The organism is Algibacter sp. L3A6 (assembly GCF_009796825.1).
GTDB lineage: Bacteria > Bacteroidota > Bacteroidia > Flavobacteriales > Flavobacteriaceae > Algibacter.
On the sequence record NZ_CP047030.1, the window covers coordinates 3,636,839 to 3,655,335 of the forward strand.

Annotated in this window: 15 protein-coding genes; 3 read left to right on the forward strand and 12 right to left on the reverse strand. The window is 30.1% G+C overall.

The genetic code is table 11. The annotated features are described in order from the left end of the window. Window positions 1-52 precede the first annotated feature (52 nt). The 12 genes from GQR98_RS15105 to GQR98_RS15160 are packed head-to-tail and all read right to left on the reverse strand — an operon-like array spanning window position 53 to window position 13,464. Window positions 53-910, reverse strand: a complete 858-nt coding sequence (locus GQR98_RS15105) for a beta-1,6-N-acetylglucosaminyltransferase (protein WP_159020230.1) — start codon at window positions 908-910, stop codon at window positions 53-55. Window position 911: 1 nt separating this feature from the next. Further along, window positions 912-1,895 (reverse strand): glycosyltransferase, encoded by a 984-nt coding sequence (locus GQR98_RS15110; RefSeq protein ID WP_159020231.1) that lies wholly within the window; start codon window positions 1,893-1,895, stop codon window positions 912-914. A gap of 10 nt (window positions 1,896-1,905) precedes the next feature. Further along, the gene (locus GQR98_RS15115; RefSeq protein ID WP_159020232.1) at window positions 1,906-3,009 is read right to left on the reverse strand and encodes an EpsG family protein; all 1,104 of its coding nucleotides are present in this window, start codon (window positions 3,007-3,009) and stop codon (window positions 1,906-1,908) included. Window positions 3,010-3,022: 13 nt separating this feature from the next. Continuing rightward, window positions 3,023-4,234 (reverse strand): glycosyltransferase, encoded by a 1,212-nt coding sequence (locus GQR98_RS15120; protein ID WP_159020233.1) that lies wholly within the window; start codon window positions 4,232-4,234, stop codon window positions 3,023-3,025. Beyond that, window positions 4,231-5,343, reverse strand: coding sequence for a glycosyltransferase family 4 protein (locus GQR98_RS15125; RefSeq protein ID WP_159020234.1), 1,113 nt, complete (start codon window positions 5,341-5,343; stop codon window positions 4,231-4,233). Before GQR98_RS15125 ends, GQR98_RS15120 begins: the two co-directional genes overlap by 4 nt. Next, a complete protein-coding gene (locus GQR98_RS15130) occupies window positions 5,327-6,436 on the reverse strand; it encodes a polysaccharide pyruvyl transferase family protein (RefSeq protein WP_159020235.1) in 1,110 nt (369 codons plus the stop codon). The genes GQR98_RS15125 and GQR98_RS15130 overlap by 17 nt, the downstream gene beginning before the upstream one ends. A gap of 18 nt (window positions 6,437-6,454) precedes the next feature. Next, entirely contained in the window at window positions 6,455-7,606 is a 1,152-nt protein-coding gene (locus tag GQR98_RS15135) for a glycosyltransferase (RefSeq protein ID WP_159020236.1), read from the reverse strand. Window positions 7,607-7,628: 22 nt separating this feature from the next. Further along, entirely contained in the window at window positions 7,629-8,267 is a 639-nt protein-coding gene (locus GQR98_RS15140; protein ID WP_159020237.1) for a CatB-related O-acetyltransferase, read from the reverse strand. Between the two features lie 3 nt (window positions 8,268-8,270). Further along, window positions 8,271-9,770, reverse strand: a complete 1,500-nt coding sequence (locus tag GQR98_RS15145) for a lipopolysaccharide biosynthesis protein (RefSeq protein WP_159020238.1) — start codon at window positions 9,768-9,770, stop codon at window positions 8,271-8,273. 19 nt (window positions 9,771-9,789) lie between these two features. Continuing rightward, the gene (locus GQR98_RS15150; RefSeq protein ID WP_159020239.1) at window positions 9,790-11,070 is read right to left on the reverse strand and encodes a nucleotide sugar dehydrogenase; all 1,281 of its coding nucleotides are present in this window, start codon (window positions 11,068-11,070) and stop codon (window positions 9,790-9,792) included. Window positions 11,071-11,076: 6 nt separating this feature from the next. After that, entirely contained in the window at window positions 11,077-12,456 is a 1,380-nt protein-coding gene (locus GQR98_RS15155) for a nucleotide sugar dehydrogenase (protein ID WP_159020240.1), read from the reverse strand. A gap of 12 nt (window positions 12,457-12,468) precedes the next feature. After that, on the reverse strand, window positions 12,469-13,464 hold the full coding sequence (locus GQR98_RS15160; protein WP_159020241.1) for an SDR family oxidoreductase: 996 nt from the start codon (window positions 13,462-13,464) through the stop codon (window positions 12,469-12,471). A 1,121-nt stretch (window positions 13,465-14,585) separates the two neighbouring features. On the opposite strand from GQR98_RS15160, the gene GQR98_RS15165 reads away from it, so the two are divergent. The 3 genes from GQR98_RS15165 to GQR98_RS15175 all read left to right on the forward strand — a co-directional run bounded on the left by GQR98_RS15165 (window position 14,586) and on the right by GQR98_RS15175 (window position 18,492). After that, window positions 14,586-15,716, forward strand: a complete 1,131-nt coding sequence (locus tag GQR98_RS15165; protein WP_159020242.1) for an aminotransferase class I/II-fold pyridoxal phosphate-dependent enzyme — start codon at window positions 14,586-14,588, stop codon at window positions 15,714-15,716. Further along, window positions 15,713-17,665, forward strand: coding sequence for a polysaccharide biosynthesis protein (locus tag GQR98_RS15170; RefSeq protein WP_159020243.1), 1,953 nt, complete (start codon window positions 15,713-15,715; stop codon window positions 17,663-17,665). Before GQR98_RS15165 ends, GQR98_RS15170 begins: the two co-directional genes overlap by 4 nt. 83 nt (window positions 17,666-17,748) lie before the next feature. Further along, entirely contained in the window at window positions 17,749-18,492 is a 744-nt protein-coding gene (locus GQR98_RS15175; protein ID WP_233268018.1) for a polysaccharide biosynthesis/export family protein, read from the forward strand. The last annotated feature ends 5 nt before the right edge of the window (window positions 18,493-18,497 follow it).

Genomic DNA, 18,497 nt, shown 5'->3' on the forward strand with positions numbered 1-18,497 from the left:
TTGGAAATTCTAAATATTTCCAACCTTTTTTATGTCAGTTTTTCACGATTATTTAATTCAGTGTATTTAAAAACCCCCTTAATTCGATGTTGGTATTTTTAGAATCGAATTTTCTAGCGAACAGGCTATTCGATTTTTTTATCTTTGGGAGATCTGTGTTGTCGAGTATTTTTGGATAATTTGGCCCTGTTTCCCAATCAATATATCGCAAATCATTATTTATCACTAGTTCCTTTAAATGAGAATTCATTATTATAGATTGAATCCAAATTTCATCAGTTGCTCTTGAATATTTTAATTTTTCAAGAAATGATGGATTTTTTTTTAAAAAATTAAATACAACATCTAAGCTTTCATGAGTTAAGTTTAACCAATTAGATCCTGCATAATAATCAAGTGGATACCTTTTCTTTTTTACACCTATTAATCGTTGAATAAATAAGGTTAGACGTCCCGTTATTTTTACAAATTTACGGTTTTTATTATGCATTAACCAATATCTATCTAAACGGTCGAACCCGTTATTAAAACCCCATGTTTTAATAGGTAAGGGATTTGCATACATAAAAATTTTATTTTTATTTTGATCAAAAAAATCTTGGATATAAATATTGCTCTTAATAGGTAGGTCATCTCCACTGATCATACAATATCTGTCATAACCTTTTTTAAAGGCTTGTTCAAATATATATTTCATATTATATATTTGACTTATATGTCCCCAATAGACTTCTATGTTTTTATAACAAAAAATGTTTTGAGCAGTTGGCAAGTGATTTCTATCAAAATTAGCTTTTTTATCTATTTGAACATAAATATCAAAATCAGGACTTAAATGATTAATTAACATAGTTAATTGTTGCGGATTATGATGAGCTAAAATTAAAATAGCAACGGAATTTTTGGACATTTTATTTATTTTTTAGACAATATAACTTACAGGTTAAAGAAAATAAAAAATTTTGATTTGAAAACCATCTAAATAAATCCTTTTTTTTGTCATCCGTTTGGTATGGAATAGGGTATAAGTTTTGTGTTTTAAGTTTATTAAATATGTCTTTTTTTATTTTATAATCGTCAATATCCGTTAGTACGCGAAGTAACATAGTAGATATCAATGCACAAGTTCTTTTTTTTATGGGAATGTATGCTATCGATTTTGAAGATATAGTAGTTTCGTTAAATTGATCGATAGATGATAAAACGGTATGAATATCATAAATCATTTTTTTTGTTTTGGCTGCATTATTAGTTCTTGTAATAGATCCTTCTCGTTGTAAAAAATGGGCGACTATTGTATCTATAGCTTCAATTCTAGTAGCTTTATAGACGGCTCTAGTGTTAAATTCTATATCTTCTATATAAACACCTTTCATAAAACGCAAATTTTTATTATTTAAAAACATGCGATTATAAAGTTTATTACAAGCTGAACTCATATAACTAATGTTAGCTAAATACTCTTCTCCTGTTAAGATTTTTTTTAGCGTTGAGCTTTGGCTAATATAAACAGTACTATCTGTTTCACTAATACCTTCTGCTCCGAACTCTAATATATCTAAATTACGTTCTTCAGCTATATCAACAATTAGTTTTAGGCTATTTTTAAGTATATAATCATCTGAATCTACGAATAAAATATAATCCCCGCTAGCTTTTTCAATTCCTGTATTTCTAGCACCACTCAGACCTTGATTTTTTTGCGTAAAAATTTTAATTGATGGATAAATATCCTTTAATTCTTTTAGAATTATAAGGCTGTTGTCAGTAGATCCATCATTAACCGTAATGACTTCATATTCATTTGTTTCTATATCTTGATTAAATAAGCTATCTAAACATTTTTTTAAATAATCTTGGACATTATATACAGGTACAATAATTGAAAGTTTCATGTTTTTATTTTTATCGAAATTCATAATAGTAGAACATAAGGTAAGTGAAGCTATAATAGATTAATAAAATTAGGCCAATTTTTTTAAATTGGTGTTCCCAAAATATTTTTTTGAATAATGGGTATCCAACAACTAAAGCCATTAAAAACCAAGATAAATAAGCAAATCGATTAGAAAAATTTGCACGTATTACCATAATCCAAAAAGCATTCGAAATAATATATGTGTGTAAAATATGTTTGTAAATTACATCGTTAAAACCTTTTTTGATAACATAAAAATATGCTAAAGCTAGAGGTGCTCCACTATATATAAGAAAGTCAAATCTGAAACCAGTAGAACTAAATTGACTAGGGTCTGCTTTGGCTGTTAAATAGCCTGCTAACCGATCATCACCAAAACCTAAGGAAGCAAATAGTTGTACCCAAAAAGCTCCCATCACCAATGATAATATTATACTTAGTCCCCAGAACATAAAGTATTTTTTAGTATCTGTCATAAAGAAAGATGTCACCAAAGCTATTACAGGTAAGGTCATACTTTTATGAAACATTATCGAAAATATTAAAATGATTATCATTTTAATATTATTTCTTTTTATATAAGATAAACCTAAAATAAATATAGAACTTGCCATTCCATTGCGTATGCCGTTTGTGCCATATGCCCAGAAAGAAAAAGAAGCCACTAAAAGTAAAAATGCAAAAAAATAATAGCGTGGAAACCAGGTTTTGACTGCAAGAAATAAGGGGACAACATAAATTATCGCACACAATAAAAAAAACATTTCCACAGTCATTATATTTGAGCATCCCTTTATAAATAATTCAAAGGCGATATCACCATCAGGACTTACTTGCATTCCATGCTTAAACTGCTCAAACGTTCTCGCATAAGTAGCCATATCAACGAAATAAATACCGCTAATAGGTCGAAACCCCATGTACGCTAAAATGAACGTTAGTAATATAAAAGATAGATTTCGATTATAATTATAAGTTTTTTGTTCGTAACCACTTAAAACTAAAGTATGAAGGTAAGTTATCACACAAGTTAAAAAGATTATTTGATAAAAATAAAAGGAGTAATATTCTAATGGTATAAAGTCGAACATAATTCTGTTGTATTTAAGCTTTAGTCAAATATTGTTTTGAAACATACTCTAAATCAAATTTTTCTAATAATTTAGAATTTAGTTCTCTATGAGGTTTTATTTTTTGAATGTTTAAAGTTTCCTCTAATGCAATAGCCAGTTGTTTTTCTTCCTCCATATAGTTAGTGCTTTTTGGAAAGCCTAAAAACCCTTTATATAAATTAGGTGTTATTATTCCTGCTTCTACCGTAATATTATTGGTGCTTTTCGTGTGATTTTCTAAACTCATTAGTTCCATTATACCTTCTGTACAGTTCGAACTAACAACCATTGTGTTTAATGCAATTGCTTCTACAATTACATTAGGAGTACCCTCATAATATGAAGATAAAACTAAGGCATCTGCTTTTTTTAAGTATTTATAGGGGTTGCTTTTTCTTCCCAAAAAATAAATATGTGATTCTATATTATATTTTGTTATTAAGTTTTTTATGTATTCTAGTACTTTGGGGTCACCGTCACCGATAAATATTAAATTCACATTTTTTTTATTTTTTAGGAGCAAATTAAATGCATTAATAATATGCCAGGGTGACTTTTGAAAAGAAATTCTGCCAATAAAAACAATGTTTTGATACTCTGCGCTAAATAGTTTTTTTTCATCAGGTAAATCAATAGTTTCTTCGGCTAATCTTCGAATGTCTATAACATCATGAGGATTATAGATAACCTCTAAATTTTCACGGAATTTATAATTACAATTGGTAATAAGGTCTTTTTTTATTGCAGCACTAATGCAAACAACCTTATCTAGGTTTTTGTAAACAGTTCTGTAAGAGGTTTTTATTAGTTTTGTGAATATGCTTTTACTATTAAGCTCAACACTTTTTAAAGCATGGATACTTCCTATTTTATAATCATTCGTTTTTGTTAATGAAGAAAAAATATTAGCCATATCCCCAAAAGCTATGCTATATGTTATTTTTTCTTTTTTTATAATTTTTCTTAGTTTAAATGGTGCAGAAAGATAAAACGTTATTCTTTTTGTTAATGATAATTCAGAAAGGTCTTTATTCAAAAGCGCATATTCATCATTATTAAAATTAATGATATCTGACTTCAATCCAAAAAACTTAACAACTTTGATTTGATGTCCAGTGCTTTTATAATAATTATAAAAATGTAAAGCTAAACGCTCCATTCCTCCAACACTACCATAGGGAATTATTAATAATATACGTTTCATTTTATTAGTGATTTAAATAGAGTATTCCATTGGTCTAATATAATTGTTGGGCTGAATTTTAAAGCGTCATCTATGGCTTGTCTTCCCATTAACTTTCTTAGATCTTTTTTTTCTATAAGTCGAGATATAGCTTCAGAAAAATCTTGTATATTTCCGTTTTTTATCAGAAAACCGTTCTTATTATGATTAATAATATCCGATGGACCGTAGGGACAATCAAAAGAAACACATGGTACACCATGTAGCATTGCTTCTGTTAAAACCATTCCAAAGCCTTCAAATCGTGAAGAAAGGACAAAGATAGATGCTTTTTGGTAAACTTGACTTATATCTTTTACGGGATCAAAAAATTTAACGGATGAATTTATATTATAATTATTTGTTATTTCATCTAATTTTAAAGAAGTATCTTTTTTACCATAAATATGTAATTCCCAATCTGGATAGGATAAGGCTAGTTTCTGCCATATAAGTAATAATCTATCATATCCCTTTTGAAAACTCTGCCTACCGACAGCTAATACAATGTTTTTATCTAAATTACTTTTGACGACCTCTTTTTTAAATGATAAAGGATTGCTAATAACCATGATGTTTTTTAACGGCCATTCTCTTAGATTTCCCTCTGTTAAAACAACAAATTTATCATATCTTCTACCTCCAAAATACATTAAATTAAATATGATCTTATTCTTTAACCAAATTAAAACATTAAAATTATCTGTTGTATTTTGAATTTCTTTTGATACATGTCTTTCATAAATCATAGGGCAAGGTTTTCTTAAAATTAATGGTAAAAAAAAACCTTTTAAACCGTCATCACAAACACAAATAATATCAGGATTGATTAACTTAACTTTATGTTTTAGCTCTTTAATATACTTATATATATATATCAATGGATTTCCATACACTAAAACATCGTGATGAGTTATACTATTTCCAAAATCATAGAAAAGTTCTGTTTTACCTTGGTTTAAGGTAATTATGTGCACATCATATCCGTAATTTTCTGCCAATAAACGTGCTTTTATGGATAGGACTCTTTCTAGACCGGCTGCACCGCAAATTTGATTTGTTATGTATAGTAGTTTAATTTTCGATAGCATCTTCTAAGAAAGTTTTAGAGCTGTTTATTAAATTATTTAGATATTTGTTTACCACACTATAGTTAATAGAGTTAAGTTCATGGTTCTCTATCATATCCGTATCTAAAATTAAAAGATTATTTAATTTTATAGAGTCTAATAAGTCTCTCATTCTAGTATTTATATTAGATGTTCTATTAAATACTACAAAATCTTTTTCAAAAATAATAGAGAAGGCAACTGCGTGAAAGCTATTAGATATTACAAATTTAGCGTCTTTTATCAAATTTAAAAAAGAGCTTGGACCTTTATGCCAAAAGTTTTTATCTGCATATTTAATATTTTCATTAACAGATATTATTTTCCAACCTGTTTTTTGTCGGACTCTCTCAGCCATCTCTTTTATTGAAGGGTTAGAATCAAAATCATAAATAAATATGTAATCTTCTTTTATTTTTAAATTATTTTCAAGTTTAAACCATTCTTGTTTATTTAATAAAAAGACAGGATCAAGAACTTGTGTAACGTTTTTTATTTCTAAGTCTTCAAGAATAGTTTTACCAGATGATTCCCTTACTGAAATATGATGTAAGTTTGATATGTTTGTTTTTACAAATTCTTTTATATTATCTTCCAGTTTCTCGATAGCGAAACTGGCTGCATAGGATATTTTTAATTTATTTTGAGGCACAAAATTTAAATAAAAAGCAGGATCCTTTCCGTTTTGAAAAAAGGAATTCCATATTTGGTCACTTCCACAAATGTAGATGTCTGCTTCAGGAAGATTTCGTTTCAACTCCTCATTGGTTCTATATAATGACTTGGTTGATTTGATATGTTTTGCTGAGAAATTATCAAAATTCTTTTTTCTTCTTAAGAATCGTAACCTTTGGGGTAATTTGATAATGATATACATTATTTTGGTAAGAAGATACTTTTCAAATTTTTTATTACCGATATACCAAAAATTGTATCGGTCGCATAAATATGCAGGTTTATAATGAATAGTTTCAGTATTATGGCCTAATTTTTCTAAATAGGCAAGTAGGGCATATTCTTGTAAACTAGCCCCGTAATTGTAGACTTCGTGACATGTTATTGTTTTTATATTCATAATTAATTGGTTATGGTGTTAATTCAGTAAAAGAGATATTTTCTCCAAGGAATCTTCTTTATCTGTATTTTCTTTGATAGATAAATTGTTTACGATAAAATCGGTAAACTCTTTGTTTTCTATATAAGTTTCAATGGCTTTTGCTATAGAATTTGAATTCATATCACATATTAAACCAGTTTTTTCATTGTTAATAATGGTATATGCTGTTGGAAAGTTTGTTGTCACAATAGGTTTGTTTAATATAGCAGCCTCAATAACAGTTAACCCTAATCCTTCAAACAAAGATGTTTGGACATAAATATTGCAAGATTTTATATATGGGTAAGGGTTTTCTTTATATCCTAATAAAATTAAATTATTTTTAAGTTGTTTTTTTTCTATTAAGCGCTCTAATTCATTTCTCTTTGGACCTTCACCAATAATATACCACTTAATATTTCTGCCTTTTTTTATTAATATTTCAAGTGCTTCAATTGCAAGGTGCCAACCTTTTTGCTCAGCTAAACGGCCTACCGAACAAATATTTATAAGGTTATCATTGGGAATTAGTCCCTGGTGTTCTGAACTCAATTTATTCACAATATCTACGTCCGTAATATCTTTAATAACAGTTGTTTTTATGGTATGATTAATTTTTTTTAGTTCTGATACAAATGATTCATTACATTCATCCGAAACGGTTACTACCGTATTAAACACCTGATATTTGTTTAAATCAAATTTAATGTTGTACCCTGCTTTTTGATAATCTATATTTAGCCAGGCAAACTTTTTATCTGCTTTTACTTTTTCAGCAGTATAATAAGTAGCAAAACCTTGATTGTATGCTACAGCAATATCATACACTTTATCTAATTTTTTAATTTGTTTTCCAAAAGTTTTCCAATGTAATTGTGCGATATGATGTTTATTCTTTTTATTTAATGTTTTTCTAATTTTAAAAAGCAATCTTAAATAAAACATAGTTAATGGATTCACTTCAGAGTAAATATTAATAACATTAATATTTACATTTTTCGGAACAAATTTTTGAAAAGCTGAATTATCTATGTTAACTATTAGATCTATATTATAAGTTTCACAATCTATATTTTGTAATAATGTAACAAGGCTTTTTTCCGCGCCTCCACATTGTAAGGACTCAATTATAAACGCAATTTTTTTCATAATTATTTTTTTCTTATAACAGTTATTTGTGATATTTTTGGATAAAGTTTTGATTATTAGAATAGAAATCGGCTATTCTATATTTAACAACTTTTACATCCCAATCCCACCAAGCTATTCTATTTAATTTTTTTATATCTTCGGTAGAGTGTTTTAATTTAATAACCCTAGCAGGACTGCCTAAAGCTATAGCATAATCAGGAATATTTTTTGTTACCACGGAGTTAGCTCCAATAGTTACTCCGTTTCCAATAGTTACTCCTGGCATTATAAGAGAGCCCATACCTATCCAAACATCATTACCGATGATTATACCTTCTTTTTGTTTTATTTTATTAATAATTTCATGAGCTATTCCTGAATTAGACTGTAGTAATTCTTCTTTGAATAAATTATTAGCAAGTGGGAAGTTTGTGATATGAGAAGAGTTATGATGTCCTTCATCAACAATAAACCTCACATTATTTGCTATGCTACAGAATTTACCGATTATTAAAGGAGCGTCTGTCCATCTCCAAACTAAGGCACCATTATCATATGTCTTATATCCTATTTGGGAGAATTTATCATTTTTTAAAAATATATAATCATGTATGTTTAATGCTTGGTCATAATCAATACCAAGGATATTCCATATGAGCTTTCTAATTTTTCTTTTCATTAATTATTTTTTTATTTTGGCGAGTATTCCTGAAAACAGGTCTTTTTCATAGGTAATGGTACCAAATTTATACATTAAAATTATAAAGACTATTGAGTAAAAACTAGCTTTTATTATAAAATTAATCCACCCATCACCTGGGATATAGTTAATTAAATAACCTACAGTTAGTATGAATAGAAAAGTAATTAATATCTTACTAAATAATTCTCTAAAAAAACGTAATATGTCGAGTTTTAATACTCTATGATAAAATACATTCATGATATTTTGAGCGATAAACCATCCGATAACAGTTCCCCCAATCATTCCTATTGCTCCATGTTGTTTTGCTAAGAAAAACCCTAAAAGTGTTCCGAATGCTAAAAAAATCAAATAAACTATAGCCTTAAAAGCAACCTTATTTTGAGCCTCTATTAATGGGCCTGTAAACCCTTGAACTAGTGGTATTGTATATACAACCATAATGATTAAAGCAATAATATATGAATCATAGTATGATTCACCAACCCATAGAAAAACAAATTGTTTGCCATATAAGTAAAAAGCACCCAAAACATACATTAATACTATAAATGATACTCGGCCTATCTTTATCATTGTATCTGTAAGCTCTGCTGGCGATGCATTATTTACAATCATTTGAGTTGCCCTTGGAAGAAACACACCTGTTATAGCAGACGAAAATGCGCCATAATAACTACCTAAAGTTAAACCTATGGCATATACTGCTAGCACTTCGGTATTAGAAAAATTACCTAGAACGATTTGTCCTGATTTCCATTGAAATTGAGCAACTATACCATAAACAAAAATCCAAATTGAGTAGCTGAATATTTTCTTTAAAAAAGCTGAGCTGAAGTAATGTAATTTTATTTTTACTTTTAATTTGAAAAAAACAAAGTATGCTTCAGTTAACATGAATAAAATATTGAATACGGTATCAATAATTACTAAAGCAATCGCTTTGCCACCCACTAGCAATATTGCAACAACAACAATAGTTCTTAATAGGTATCTTATTATATTAATTGATTTGGGAAAAACAAAGTTTTCATATCCATAACATATAGCTACAAAGCTTCCTCCAGGCAATCCTATAGCTAAATTAAAGATTAACAGTATAAATATAGTTTTAGATATATTTATTTCTTCCGAATTCATTTTAGTAAAGTAGCTATCGATATGTCCATAAAAAATGAAGCCAATAATAGTAATGACAATAGAAATAGCAATATAGATGAGCATTGTTGTAGCTAAAAAATTTTCTTCAGATCTTCGGTCCTTTTCTGCCTTGTATTTAGCAACAAAACGTATTATAGTATTATTTAACCCTAAATCTAAAACAGAAATAGTACCGACTAAGGCTCCGATAGCTGTATAAATACCATACTCAGATTTACCAAGGTGATTTAGTATAAACGGAGTTATAAATAAACCTACTATATTTGTTAAAAACACAGTTATATAATTTAGTAATGCACCTTTTTTTATTTGACTCAAAATTATTGGTTATTATAGTTTATAAACGTTTACTTATATTTTTATTTAGCACAGACTTAACATCATATATTACACCTTTTGTCTTTAATAATATTGTAGTATCTAGAAGTAAAAACTCTTTATGAGCTACAGTTAAGACAATTGTATCAAATTTTTCATTAGGTAATGTATAGTTAGTATTTAATCCATATTCATGATTTACTTCTTTTGGGTTTGCCCAAGGATCATAAATAGTAATATTAGCTCCATAACTTTGTAATTCTTTAACGACACCAACAGATTTGCTATTTCTAACATCAGGACAGTTTTCTTTAAATGTAATACCTAACATCAATATACTAGCATGTTTAATATGAATGTCGTTTTTGATCATTAGTTTTACAACTTCGGATGCTACGTATTGTCCCATGCCATCGTTTACACGACGCCCCGCTAAAATAATTTCAGGATGATAACCTACTTCTTGCGCTTTTTGAGCTAAATAATAGGGGTCGACACCAATACAGTGTCCGCCAACCAAACCTGGTTTAAAAGGTAAAAAGTTCCATTTGGTACCAGCAGCTTCTAAAACGGCATGGGTATCAATATCCATAAGGTTGAATATTTTAGCTAGCTCGTTTACAAAAGCAATATTGATATCGCGTTGTGAGTTCTCAATAACTTTTGCAGCTTCGGCTACTTTAATAGTAGGAGCGAGGTGCGTACCTGCCGTAATGATACTTGCGTACAAGTCATCTACTTTTTTACCTATTTCTGGAGTAGAACCGGCAGTTACTTTTAAAATTTTATCTATAGTGTGTAATTTATCACCTGGATTGATACGTTCTGGAGAATAGCCAGCGAAAAAGTCTTCGTTGAATTTTAAACCACTTATTTTTTCTAGAATAGGAACACATTCATCTTCAGTTACACCTGGGTATACAGTAGATTCATATATCACGATATCTCCTTTTTTAAGGACCTTGGCAACAGTTTTACTCGATTTGTACAATGGTGTTAAATCGGGTCTATTATTTTTATCAATAGGGGTTGGTACTGTAATAATGTAATAGTTACAGTCTCTAATATCATCTAAATTAGAAGAACAAATTAAGCCATTTTGATCGTTTTGAGACGTTTTTAAAACGGATTTCAACACCTCTTCTTCAACTTCTAAGGTAGAGTCAACACCTTTAGACAGCTCGTCTATTCTACTTTGATTAATATCGAAACCAACAATATTAAACTTCGTAGCAAACAATCTTGCTAAAGGTAAACCTACATATCCTAAACCTATTACAGCTATTTTGTCTTTGTTCATAGTAATTTATTGTCCTATTGAATAATAGTCGAATCCTATCTGTTCCATTTCAGTTTTATCTAAAATGTTTCTACCATCAAAAATGAAGGCCGGTTTTTTCATGTTGCTGTAGATTGTTTTCCAATCGTAGGTTTTAAACTCGTCCCATTCTGTCATAATAGCAATAGCGTGGGCATCGTTTGCAGCGTCGTAAGCAGAATCTACGCTTATAGCGCCTGATTCATTTTCTGCTTCGCTTCGTGTGTTTAAATAATTTAAATCGGTTTGTACTTTAGTATGCGGTACTTTGGGATCGAAAACCGTAATGTTGGCTTGTTCGTTTAATAAATGATCTGCCACATAAATAGCCGCAGATTCACGGGTATCGTTTGTATCCTTTTTAAAAGCCCAACCTAAAAGCGCTATTTTTTTCCCGGAAACGGTATTGTAAAGTGTTTTTATTAAGCGATCGGAAAAACGTCTTTTTTGGTGATCGTTCATGCTAATGACTTTTTCCCAATAATCGGCAACTTCAGTTAAACTATAACTTCGAGCAATATAAACGAGGTTTAAAATGTCTTTTTGAAAGCATGACCCTCCAAAACCAACAGAAGCTTTAAGGAATTTTGATCCAATTCTAGAATCCATTCCAATGGCTTTGGCTACTTCGTTAACATTAGCACCTGTAAGCTCGCATAATTCTGAAATTGAATTAATAGACGATATACGTTGTGCTAAAAAAGCGTTTGCGGTAAGTTTAGATAACTCCGACGACCATAAATTGGTGCGTAAAATTCTATCGTCTGCCACCCAACTGCTATAAATATGAGCTAAGGCTTCAATAGCTTCTTCAGATTCTCCTCCAATTAAAACACGGTCTGGATTTAATAAATCTTCTACAGCTGTACCTTCCGCTAAAAACTCAGGGTTAGATAGAATGTAAAAATTTATATCTTTACCTGTATTGTGTAAAATACTTTTAATAGCCTCGGCTGTTCTCACTGGTAAAGTCGATTTTTCAACAACTATTTTATCAGTTTTAGCAACATCGGCAATATTACGGGCACATAATTCAATGTATTTTAAATCGGCTGCCATACCTTTTCCTTTTCCGTAGGTTTTAGTAGGCGTGTTTACAGATATAAAAATCATTTCAGCTTCATCAATAGCTTTATCGATATCTGTAGAGAAAAATAAATTTTCCCCCCGCGTTTCTTTTACAATATCGGCTAATCCTGGCTCGTAAATTGGAAGCTTAGAGACATCAGTATCGTTCCAAGCATCAATACGGGCTTGGTTAATATCTACAATCGTAATTTTTAAATGTGGATTGTTTTTTGCTATAACAGCCATAGTAGGGCCACCAACATAACCTGCACCTATGCAGCATATACTTTTAATTTCCATAATTCTATTAATTTATAAGTTTTCCCAATACCAAGATACCGCTTCTTTTAGACCGGCATTAATATCGAATTCTGGCGCGTAGCCTAATAATGTTTTTGCTTTATTGATTGAGGCTAGAGAATGAGGAATGTCTCCAGCTCTGTTGTCTCTATGTTTAATTTCTACGTTTTTTATATTATCATCAAATTCTGATAAATATGTTTTTAAAAGCGTAGTCAATTCTTTTAATGTTGTACGTTCGCCATAAGCCACATTGTACACCGTGTTTAAGGCGTCTTTATTTGTTGTGGTAAGCGCACGTAAATTCATTTGAACTACGTTATCAATATATGTAAAATCTCTTGAATAACTTCCGTCTCCATTTATAATAGGTGACTCGTGACTTACGAATTGTTGAACAAATTTTGGGATTACTGCGGCATAAGCACCATTAGGATCTTGTCTTTTTCCAAAAACATTGAAATAACGCAGTCCAACAACATCTAAATTATAAGTGGTATGGAAAATATCGGCATACAACTCGTTAACATATTTTGTAATCGCGTAAGGCGATAAAGGTTTACCAATAGTCTCTTCAACTTTAGGTAAAGCTTCATGATCACCATAAGTAGATGAGCTTGCGGCATACACAAAACGAGAAACCCCTGCGTCTCTAGCAGCGACTAACATGTTTAAGAACCCAGAAATATTAACGTCGTTTGTAGTGATAGGATCATTGATAGAGCGTGGTACAGAACCTAAAGCAGCTTCATGCAATACTAAATCGACAGTATTACAGGCTTTATGGCAATCGTCTAGTTTTCTAATATCACCTTCAACAAGATTAAAGTTTGTGTTTGATATAAAAGGGGCTAAGTTTTTTCTTTTTCCGGTAGAAAAATTATCTAAACAGGTCACCTTTATATTATGGTCTAATAAAACTTCAATTAAATTGGAACCAATAAAGCCAGCTCCACCTGTAACTAAAATGTGTTTTCCTTTTAAAGTTTTTATTAAGCCAGCAGTCATATAAAAATGGGATTTTAATTTATTAATGAGCAAATATGTGAAAAATATATTTAACTCGTTTAGTAAACTATATTAAGGTTGCTTTTTTACCGATTAAAGTCATTATTGTGTTAAGATACCCGATGAAGTCTTCTTTAAAAAAGGGAATTGAAATAAAAAGAGGTGTTTAATTAACTAATTGTTCTATGTGTGTATTTATGTAGTCTTTATAATAGGTATTTAGCTATGTAGTTTTTTTATTTAATAAAGAACATAAAACATAACAAGGAATTAAGGGTTTGGTTTATGACGCATTTTACGTTTTTGCTTTGCCGCTATGTTAATGTTATCTTTTTTTTTTTGATTAAACTGAATAATATGGAGAGGGGAAAGAATAGGGGAGAGGTCATTATTTTTTATTGAAAACTTAAGATTTATTGAAATGAATAGAGGTTAAGCATAATTTTTTATTGGTTATTATGTTAATGGAAGCGTTATTTATCCTAGTAGTTCTAACCTAATAAATAGTATTGAAATATGTAAAAAACTAATAAACTGATAATTGAATCAAGCTAAGGCATGTTTTTCTCTAATGAAAACTGAGGTTTTGTTATAGAATAAGTAAAATGTCCTTTTAATAGACCATAATAAAAGTAATCAACTATTTTATTCGCCTTTACATACGTGTATCTACGTAGGTTTACGGAAGAGGAATTAGCTTTGTAGTTCTTTTCGACATCGACGAGTTACAAAAGATTCACTATGAACTAAACAGCTAACTGTATTTAACCGATTTTTATAATAGTTTTAGCGAATTAAAACCAAAGTAGCATTTCTACTTAAAAACAATTAGTAAATTTACACCATCAGAGAATGCATAATTTAAATGGATTAATAGCAAATTGATTTATTATGTTTTATAAAATTATTTAATACTCTCCAAGGACGTTTAATTTGAAACCCTTGATTATTAGAATTTAAAAGTAGATTTTATAGGATGTTTTAGAAAAGAATTAGGCCAATATTTGATTAAACACTTAGTAGTATATCTGTAGAGGGAAAATATTATAACAAATGTTTATTTAGAATACTGTTAAAAAATATAACAGCTGGCATAATTAATGTTATTAAATAAAATGTAAATGCTAACAAAAACTAAAATTTATTTGTCTTCACCACACATGGGTGGTAATGAGCAGAAGTATGTAAACGATGCTTTTGAGACAAATTGGATAGCACCTTTAGGACCAAATGTAAATGGTTTTGAAGATGATATCAAATCTTATTTAGGTTCTCAAAATGAGGTTGCGGTTCTAAGTTCTGGAACAGCATCGATTCACTTAGCTTTAGAATTAATAGGCGTATCAAAAGGCGATGAAGTATTATGCCAGAGTTTTACTTTTTCTGCATCTGCAAATCCTATTATGTATTTAGGAGCAACTCCTGTTTTTATTGATAGTGAAAAGGATACATGGAATATGTCTCCTGAATTACTTGAAATTGCCATAAAAGATAGAATAGAAAAAAATAAAAAACCAAAAGCAATTGTAGCGGTTCATTTATATGGTATGCCATATAAAGCGAATGAAATTAATGCTATTGCCGAAAAATATGACATTGCCGTTGTTGAAGATAGTGCAGAGGCTTTAGGTAGTACTTATCATGATAAAGCGTGTGGAACGCTTTCTGATTTTGGCATCTTATCTTTTAACGGAAATAAAATAATTACAACTTCTGGTGGTGGTGCTTTAATTACTAAAACAAAAGCATTAAAAGATAAAGCTGTGTTTTTATCGACACAAGCTAGAGATGATGCCCCACACTACCAACACTCTCATGTAGGTTATAATTACAGAATGAGTAATGTTTTAGCCGGAATAGGACGCGGACAAATGGAAGTTTTGAATAATAGAGTTTCTGCGAGACGTGCTAATTATGAGTTTTATAAAAAACATTTATCTGGTTTTAATACCATAGAGTTTGTAGACGAACCTGCTGGAAGTTATTCTAATAGATGGATAACCTGTATAAAAACAGACTCGTTTGAAACTCGTGAAAAAATAAGATTAACGTTGTTAGAAGACGATATTGAATCGAGACCATTATGGAAACCTATGCACACACAACCTGTTTTTAAAGATTGTTTGCATTTTTCTGACGGAACCTCAGAGGATCTTTTTGAAAAAGGATTGTGCTTGCCAAGTGGTTCGAATTTAACTAACGACGACTTAAATAGAATTTTAGAAATAATCAATAATACCCCAAACTTATGATTAAAAATTACTTCGCCTCATACTCTCAGAAATATGCCTCAAAATGGCTTGTTTTGGCTATCGATTTAACGATAGTGATGATAACCTTTTGTATGGCCTACTTTATAAGGTTTAATTTTTCATTAGATTTTAATGTAGAGCAATTTACTCTGCAATTACCTTTTGTTTTTACAGTGGCATTAATTAGTTTTTTAATTATAGGCTCATTTAAAAGTGTGATACGCCATACAGGTTTTACTGATGTGGTTAACTTATTTAAGGCAGTAGCATTAATTGCTGTTATAACTTGTGCTTTTGTTCTAGTTAATAATAAATTTCAGTTTGTTTCTAATTTCACCATACCTAGAACGATAATAGCTTTTCATGCTATTATTAGTTTTTTGTTTTTAAGTGCTAGTCGATTAATATTTAAAATGGGTTTCAAGCATGTGCAATGTAAATTATTATCAACAAAACGTATTTTAATTTATGGAGCAGGAGATCAAGGAATTATTACTTATAATGCGTTATTAAATAATACAGCTTCTAGCTATATTGTAGTCGGTTTTATTGATGATAACGTTAAGAAAAAAGGAAAGAATATTGACGGTGTGCCAATTATGGCTTTTAATCGTATTACATCTGAGTTTGCCGCGGCAAATAATATTGATGAAATTGTTGTGGCTTCTGTAGGCATAGGACCAGCGAGATTAATTGCTTTAGTAGATAATTTATCTGATGTTGATGTTAAAATAACAAAAGTACCACCTATTGAGAATTGGATAAACGGTGAATTGAGTTCAACTCAAATTAAACAAGTACAAATTGAAGATTTATTAGGTCGTGCACCAATTGAAATAAACAACCCGAATTTAGAGAATGAGTTTACTGGTGAAACTGTTTTAGTTACTGGTGCTGCTGGCTCTATTGGTAGTGAGTTGGTTAGACAGTTGGCTGAGTTTAATGTGAAACATTTGATTTTGGTTGATCAAGCTGAATCACCTTTATATGATGTTGAGCAAGATTTAAAACGTGCAGGAAAAAGAAGTTATACAGCCATTGTAGCAGATATTCGTGATGGATTAAGAATTGACAGTATTTTTCAGGAATACAAGCCAACTATGGTTTTTCATGCTGCAGCTTATAAGCACGTACCATTAATGGAGAAAACACCTTATGAGGCTATAAAAATTAATGTGAATGGCACAAAATTATTAGCCGACACGGCTTCTAGATATAGTGTTAAGAAATTTGTTTTTGTATCTACGGATAAAGCGGTAAACCCAACAAGTGTAATGGGCGCTACCAAGCGTATGGCAGAAATGTATATTTCTTGTCTTCAAAAAGAGAGCAAAACGAAGTTTATTACAACTAGGTTTGGAAATGTATTAGGCTCTAATGGATCTGTTATTCCGTTATTTAAAAAACAAATTGACCAAGGAGGACCTTTAACGGTAACTGATAGTGAAATCACAAGATATTTTATGACTATTCCTGAAGCTTCTCAACTCGTTTTAGAAGCTGGAACTATGGGTAAAGGTGGAGAAATTTTCATATTTGATATGGGAGAATCTGTTAAAATATTTGATTTAGCTAAGAACATGATTAAATTATCTGGTTTAAGATACCCAGAGGATATTGATATCAAAATCACAGGTTTAAGACCAGGTGAGAAGTTATATGAAGAATTATTGGCTAATGGTGAAAACACCTTATCTACGTATCACAAGAAAATTTTAATTAGTAAGACTCGTGAGTTAGATTACGAAAAAATTAAAACGTCTATAGAAGAACTGTGTATTACGAATCGTTTCCAAAATAACAACATCGTTCTTAAAATGAAACGTTTAATTCCTGAGTATAAATCTAATAATTCAGATTACGAAAGGTTTGATAAACGCGTTCAAACATACAAGAAAAACAAAGGTTTAGGGACTTCTACAACCGATAAAAACTATGCTAATAGTTAATTGATTTCAAAATTTTAATAACTCCCCAAATAATTATAGAACTAATAATGAATTATTTCTCGTACAAACAACATGTCACAAGGTTGGCAATTATACTTTTATGCTTTCTAGCGTCGTCTTGTTACACTAGAAAAGATATTGTTTATTTTCAAGATGCTAAAAATTTTGAAACTATAGTTGAAACAGACACGTTTAAAGCAAAAATAAAAATAGGTGATATTTTAAGTATCAATATTTCTACCATTGATTTGGATGTTACAAAGCCTTATAATTTAGTTGAAGCCTCTGGGGGAGATTCTGGAGGTGGTAAACTTATAGATTATTTGGTGGATGTTGAAGGAAATATTGATTATCCAGTTTTAGGCAAGGTAAAATTAGTAGGCTTAACTATTGAAGATGCTAAAAACTTACTGAAGAAAAAATTTGAAGAAGGGGATTTATTAGTAAATCCTGTAGTTATGATTCGAATTAAGAATTATAGAATATCTCTTTTAGGAGGTGTTTCTAGGCCTGGTGTTTATCCAATAACTAGTGAACGTATATCTATTTTAGAAGCTATAGCTATGGCTGGTGATTTAAATATTAACGGTAAACGAACAGACGTTTTAGTGATTCGTGATTTTAACGGCACAAAAACATATACACAAATAGATTTAACGAGTAAAGAGGTGTTTAACTCACCGGTATTCTATTTAACGCAGAATGACATTGTTTATGTGCAGCCTAATAAATCTGCAATAAGTAGTGCTTCTGGAGATTCTAGAATCGGGTTGATTTCTTCATTAGTAACAATAGCAGCAACGGCTGCAATTCTATTAACTCGATAATTTTA